Source organism: Frankia sp. CeTa3Moorea (assembly GCF_978021225.1).
The window spans coordinates 8,397-15,159 of sequence record NZ_CDXDOR010000083.1; the positions used below are offsets into that span (position 1 = coordinate 8,397).

At 65.5% G+C, this 6,763-nt stretch carries 4 protein-coding genes; all 4 read right to left on the reverse strand.

Annotated elements, in window-relative coordinates; genetic code table 11:
- Positions 1–727 (reverse strand): serine/threonine-protein kinase (locus AC08OV_RS15105; RefSeq protein ID WP_476619816.1); only part of this gene is annotated, 727 nt, incomplete at its 3' end.
- A 49-nt stretch (positions 728–776) separates the two neighbouring features.
- Entirely contained in the window at positions 777–3,890 is a 3,114-nt protein-coding gene (locus AC08OV_RS15110; RefSeq protein ID WP_476613079.1) for a type I restriction endonuclease subunit R, read from the reverse strand.
- A gap of 8 nt (positions 3,891–3,898) precedes the next feature.
- Positions 3,899–5,167, reverse strand: a complete 1,269-nt coding sequence (locus AC08OV_RS15115) for a restriction endonuclease subunit S (RefSeq protein ID WP_476613080.1) — start codon at positions 5,165–5,167, stop codon at positions 3,899–3,901.
- 37 nt (positions 5,168–5,204) lie between these two features.
- On the reverse strand, positions 5,205–6,763 hold a 1,559-nt coding region (locus AC08OV_RS15120; RefSeq protein ID WP_476619817.1), incomplete at its 5' end, for an HsdM family class I SAM-dependent methyltransferase.

Consider the following 6,763-nt stretch of genomic DNA (forward strand, 5'->3'; position numbering starts at 1 on the left):
GGAGACCGAAGAGCAAGCAGCCGAGGGAGTAGATGTCGGACGCGGCCGTGATCACGCTGCCGAGGTGCTGCTCGGGCGACATGTAGTCCGGGGTGCCGATGGTGTGGTCGACCTGGGTGAGCCGGGGCGGGGCGTCGGCGCCGCGCAGGATCGCGATGCCGAAGTCGAGGACCTTCACGAACCCACCGGGCACGAGGATGAGGTTGTCTGGCTTGATGTCGCGGTGGACGACGTCGACTGCGTGGACGCTGGCCAGGACGGCGGCAACCTGGGCGCCGATACCTGCCACGCGGGCGATGCCCAGCGGCGCGTTGTCGTAGTCGGTGTCATCGATGAGCTGCTGCCCGGTCGATCCGCGCAGCAGCTGCATGACGAGCCACACCCGGCGGCTGCCGTCGGGGAAGGTGTGGACGCCCGTGTCGAAGACCGCGGGGATGCCCGGATGCTCCAGGCTGGCGGTGGTGCGGATCTCCCGGAGGAACCGCTTCTCGTTGATCGCCTGCTGTTCCTCGAACGCGATCCGCTCCAGGCTGCCCGGCTGGCCGGGCGCGTTGCCTGGCGGCCGGAGCAGCTTGATGGCGACCGGGCGGTCGAGGCGCTCGTCGTAGCCGTAGGACACCTCGGACATGCCGCCGCTGCCGAGCAGCCCGTCGATCCGATACCGGCCGGCGAGCCGGATCCGGTCGTCCAACGGGTCGCTGGTGGTAGTCGTGTACGGGTCAGTCACGCATTCCCCCGTGCTGTTTTCTCCCGGTGCGGTTCGTGGTCCGAGTGCTTCAGGTGGTCTCGCGGAGCATTTCGGCGCGGAGGCGGGCCAGGGCCTCGTCGCGGGCCGGGTCGGTGATGATCCGATAGGCGCGCTTGCGGGTGGCCTCCTTGACGGCCTGCTGGAAGTCCTGGTTGTCGAAGTAGAGCTTCATGAAGTCCTCGTTCTTCGCGGCGTTCTCCGCGACGATGCCGTCGAGCCGGCCGTCGGCGACCTGGCCGAAGCGCGCCTCGTCGTTCATCAGCGCGACCTGCTGCATCCGGGTGTCCTCGACCAGGCTTGCGACCTGCTGGTAGAGCAGGATCTGGTCGGAGGTCCCCAGGTTCAGGCCGAACCGCTCGTTGAGAGCGTTGATGACGTCGGCGAGCCGGACCAGCTCCGGTTCGGCGTAGCCGCCGCCGTCGGCCGCGTGGCCGCGGACGACCTGCTCGCCGGCCGGCGAGAGCGACACGTCGTGGTGACCGGTGAACTCGAGCCGGTAGTGGGACAGGTCCGCGTCGCCGATGTCAACGGCGACGGCCTCCCGGCCGGGCAGGCGGCGCAGCAGGATCCGGCCGTACTGGTAGAGCCGTTCGAGCGTCGGATCGCCCCAGTCGATGACCTGCGCGAGCAGGCTGTAGGCCCGGCAGTACTTCTGCAGCGCGTCGCGGAACTCCTCCCGCTCCGCCACGGTCGGCAGCGCCTTGAACCGGTCGGTCGCGGGATCGAGCAGGCGGTGCAGCTCGGCGTGCAGCTTCTTCTCAGCGGCATTGGGCATCCGGTCCGGGCCGGCCGACCCGAGCACCCGCATGAACGCCTCCATCTCGGAGACGTCCAGAACCTGGAAGCCCATCACCTCCTGCTGCTTCCTGTAGAGCAGGTTCGCGTCGGGCTGCTCGGTGAGCGTGATCTCATACCACGGCTTGAACGACGCCTGGATGTCCTCTGCCGCGTTCACGAAGTCGACGATCCGGACGTCGTCCTGGGACTTCAACGGGTGGGTCCGATTCAGCCGGGAGAGGGCCTGGACCGCGGCGACGCCGGTCAGAGGCTTGTCGACGTACATCGCGCACAGCAGCGGCTGGTCGAAGCCGGTCTGGTACTTGTCCGCGACAACGAGGACCCGGTACTCCTCCTGGTTGCGCGCCGCCGCGTCCTTGTCGTCGGCCTTTGTGTAGGCGAACCGGTCCGGGAGCTGACTCTCCGGGAAGCCGTTGATCTTCGACTCGGTGAAATCGTGGCCGCTCTCCTCATCGGTCAGCGAACCGGAGAACGCCACCAGCGGGCGGCAGTTCGCGAGGCCCTTGTCGTCGACGTACCGGCGGATCGCCTGGTACAGGTTGAGCGCCTGCTGCCGGCTGTCGGTGACGACCATCGCCTTCGCCCGACCGCCAAGCCGGCCGGCGATGTTCGTCTGGAAGTCCTCGACGATCAGCTTCGCCTTCTGCGCCGCCGATTCCGGATGCGCCTCGACGAGCTGGACGAGCTTGCGCCGCGCCTTCTTCTTCTCGACCTCAGGGTTGGAGATCTCCGAGTCCTGCTGCTCGACGGCGGCGCTGGACAGGCGCCACATCGCGTCGTAGGTCAGGTAGTTCGCCAGGACGTCAAGGATGTAGCCCTCCTCGATCGCCTGCTGCATCGAGTACACGTGGAACGGTGCGAGCAGCGGCTCGCCGTCCTTGCCCAGGCGGTCCGGGTCGGGGTTGCCGAAGAGCTTCAGCGTCGCCGACGTCGGGGTGGCGGTGAAGGCGAAGTACGACAGGTTCGGCTGCTTGCCGCGGACCCGGGTCAGGTAGGTCGCATCGTCCTCGTCGGGCTCCCGTTCCGACTTCGAGCCGATCGCCTGTTTGAGCTTCGTGGCCTGCTCACCGGTCTGCGACGTGTGCGCCTCGTCAATGATCACCGCATAGCGCTTCGAGCCCAGGCCCTTGCCCGCGACCTTGTCGAGGATGAACGGGTATTTTTCCAACGTCGAGATGATGATCTGCGACGTCGAGTCCGTCAACGCGACCGCGAGCTGGCCAGAGTCCTCGTCGACCTTCTTGACGACCCCTGGGGTGTGGTCGAACTGGTAGATCGTGTCCTGGAGCTGCCGGTCGAGCACGACCCGGTCGGTGATGACGACGACCTTGTCGAACACCTTCCGGTTGTTCGCGTCGAACAGGGTCGACAGGCGGTGCGCCAGCCAGGCGATCGTGTTCGACTTGCCCGAGCCGGCCGAGTGCTGCACCAGGTAGTTCTGGCCGGCGCCGTGCTCCCGGGCGTGGCGGACCATCTTCTGGACGGCGTGCCACTGGTGGTAGCGCGGGAAGATCCGGCCCAGCTCGTGAACGCTCTGCTTCGAGCCCTTCTTCTGGTCCTTCGCGTCGACGTGCACGAACCGCTGCAGCATCTCCAGCCAGTTGTGCCGGCTCCAGATCTCCTCCCACAGGTAGGCGACCCGATAGGAGCTCTCCTTGGCCTCCGGGTTGCCGGCGGCCCCCGACTCGCCCGGCCCGTTCGTGCCCAGGTTGAACGGCAGGAACCGGGCGTCGGGGCCCGTCAGTCGGGTTGCGACGAACGCCTTGTCCGGGTCGACGGCGAAGTGCACCAGGGCGCGCTTCGCGAAGAACAGCTCCTTCGGGTCCCGCTCCCGGTACTGCGCGACCGCGTCCTCGGCCGACTGCCCGGTCATCCCGTTCTTCAGCTCGACAGACGCCACCGGCAGCCCGTTCACGAACAACGCCAGGTCGACGGACTCCTTCGGCTTCCTCGCGCTGAAACGAAGCTGCCGGGCGACGGTCAGAACGTTGGCGTCGTACTCCTTGAGCGCGTCGGCAGCCAGCGTGTGCCCGGGCCGGAAGTACGCCAACTCGATCTGCACACCACGGTCCCGCACCCCCTGCCGCAGGACGTCCAGCACCCCACGCTCGTCGATCTGCGCCGCCACCCGCTGGCAGAACTGCCGATACGCAAGCTCCTTGCCACCGTAAAGCTCGACGAGCCGATCCCAGCTCTTCTGCTGCGTCGCCCCGATGAACCGAACCAGCTCAGCAGTGTCCAGCCCCAATTCGGCATCGAACCCGAGCGTAGGCTGCCCCGCCTCCCAGCCATGGCCACGCAGTTCCTGCTCGACCCGATCCTCAAAGGCGTGCTCCGTGTGCACCCCCGGCATCATGCGGCTCCCCCCAGCCCACGCGCGGTCGTGACATCGATCTGCCCGGTCACGGCGGCCGTGATCAGTGCCTGGCGCCGTTCGGCAAGAGCGGCTATTTGGTTGGAGAGCCGCACGTCCAACTCGACCACCGCCTTGAGCCGACTGTCAATCTTCTTGACAAGCTCACGTTGCGTCGACAGGTCCGACAGCGGCACACGGAAGTCGCGGATCTTGCTGCTGCTAGTTGATGCGAGGTTCGTTGTTTTGTTGCCAGTGCTTTCGAAATATCGTCGCGCTCGTGATGTCCGGGTGAGTAACGCCAGATACTCGGGATCTATTGCACGAAGGTCCGGCCGCACGGCGAAGACGTGATTCTGATGTAGGCACTCTGGAATCTCTCCGTGCCAGACGGTTCCGCGACCGAGTTTGTCGAGGTCGCCACCCTCCGTCATCAGAACATCCCCGATCCGCAGGCACGAGGTGGCCGCGGTCCTGCGCGATACTGTGATCTCGGCAACCTCATTAAGATCGACATGGCTAACCTGGACATTGGCGACCCGCAAGTAAGGCAGCGTGACGGCGTCGCCGTCGTTCTGGCGTCCGCTGTCGACTGTCACGCCGGTCTGGATGAAGGCCAGGTACCCAAGGCGGACAGTCGGGATGCAGCCTAGACGATCGATAGAATCGTCGATCAAACTCAGAGTCAATTCGTCAAGCAGTTCCCGCTGTCGAAGCCGCTGTGAGACGAGCCGATCGATGCGGGCGGTCTCGGCGTCGAGGAAGTCGGCGATGCGGCGCTGCTCATCGATAGGGGGGCGCACCCAAGGGGCGGCTGCAAGTTCTTCGCGGTTGACCTTTGGCATCTTCACGCGATCAGACATCAAGGTTGTGTATGCGAGAAACGGGCGAGCAAGCATCCAGTACATAAGGAAGCGGGTGTCTACGACACCGCGACGTCCAGAGATTGCATACATGTCTGCGCTGCAAAGACATTCCATCGGTGCGACGGTGACCTTGTTAAGCGCGGGTCGAATCTTGGAGTAGAGCACCTGACCGGCCCGTGCGACATATTTACCGCTGTCCGCACCTTGCTCTCGCGCTGTTTCAAGACCGAGTATCTTGCCGGTGCCACTTTCAATGTGGTTGGGTGCGATAAGTACCGCGGAAGACCAAGGGTCGTCGGTCGGATCAACCTGCCCACCACTAATCACGACGTCGTGACCGAGGCGCGTCCGGACCCAATTCCTAGGAATCTGCTCCATCGGCGGAACAGGAAAATTTGTCACTTCTTGACCCCTCGCACCGTTGGCCGGAAAATTGCCATCACGCCGTCACCTCGCCGAGGAGCTTCTGAATCTGCGCCTCCAGGTCCTTGAGTTCGGCGTCAATCTCCGCGAGGGGCCTTGGGGGTGTGTAGACGTAGAAGTGGCGGGTGAAGGGGATCTCGTAGCCGGTCTTGGTCTTGTCCTCGTCGATCCAGGCGTCGGGAACGTGCGGGGTGACCTCGCGGGCGAAGTAGGTGTGGATGTCCTCGTCGAGCGGGACGTTCTCGAAGTCGCGCAGGTCCGGGTCCGGGATCGGCTTGCCCTTGGAGAGCTGGACCTCGCCCGCCGGGTCGGAGACGGCGACGGCGTTCCAGAAGGCCTTCAGGTGCGCAGCGGTGCCGGGCAGGCTCGCGCCCCCGGCCATCGCGGCGCCCAGCAGCCCGGCCGTGGCCTCGTCCTTGGTCCACCAGACCGAGCCGATCGCGCCGCGCAGAGCCTCGACCAGCTTCTCCCGGCCGTCCCACTTGGCGAGCGCCTTCGCTTCGGTCAGGGCAAGCAGAGTGTCTTCGGTGACCTCGAAGCGCTGCTTGAGCGGCCGTTCGACCGTGATCCGGCGGTAGCCGAAGTCCCTCGTCGAGAAGATCTTCACCTTGCCGTGCTCCGCGTGCTCGGCGTTGCCCGCGACGTCCAGTGCCTGGGCGTAGAGCTTCGTGATGTGCTTGATCTGCTCGTCGCTGATGAGCTTGCGCTTGTCGCCGAGAGACTTGCGCATCTTCTCCCACCGGTCGCGGGCGTCGAGCAGGATGACCTTCCCGGCGAGCTTCGCCGGCTTGCGGTTCGAGAGGATCCAGAAGTAGGTGGAGATCCCGGTGTTGTAGAAGAGCTGGTCGGGCAGGGCGACGATGCCTTCGAGCCAGTCGTTTTCCAGGATCCAGCGCCGGATGTTCGACTCGCCGGACTCCGCGGCGCCGGTGAACAGCGGCGAGCCGTTGAAGACGATCGCGAGCCGGGCCCCCTTGCCCTCGACCCGCTCCATCTTCGAGATCATGTGCTGCAGGAAGAGGAACGACCCGTCGTTGATCCTCGGCAGGCCGGCGCCGAAGCGGCCCGCATAGCCGAGCTTGGCCTCCTGGTCGACGTCGTCCTTGACCTTCTTCCACTCCACCCCGAACGGCGGGTTGGCGAGCATGTAGTCGAACCGGCGCCCGGCGAACTGGTCCTGGCTGAACGAGTTGCCGAGCTTGACGTCGCCCTGCTGGTCGCGCAGCAGCATCTCCGACTGACAGATCGCCCACGACTCGGGGTTGAGCTCCTGGCCGTAGAGGAAGACCTGCGCGCCGGGGTTGAGGGACTTCAGGTGGTCCTCGGCCATGGTCAGCATGCCGCCGGTCCCGCAGGCCGGGTCGTAGACGTTGATCACCTGGCCTGGCCCCTGGACCGTGTCGGCGTCCGGAGCAACCAGCAGGTTGACCATGAGCTTGATGACTTCACGAGGTGTGAAGTGCTCACCGGCGGTCTCGTTCGAGTCCTCCGCGAACTTGCGGATCAGATGCTCGAACACGTAGCCCATGTCGTGGGGCTCGAGCTGGTCGAGATCGTGCATCGTCGCGAACTTCC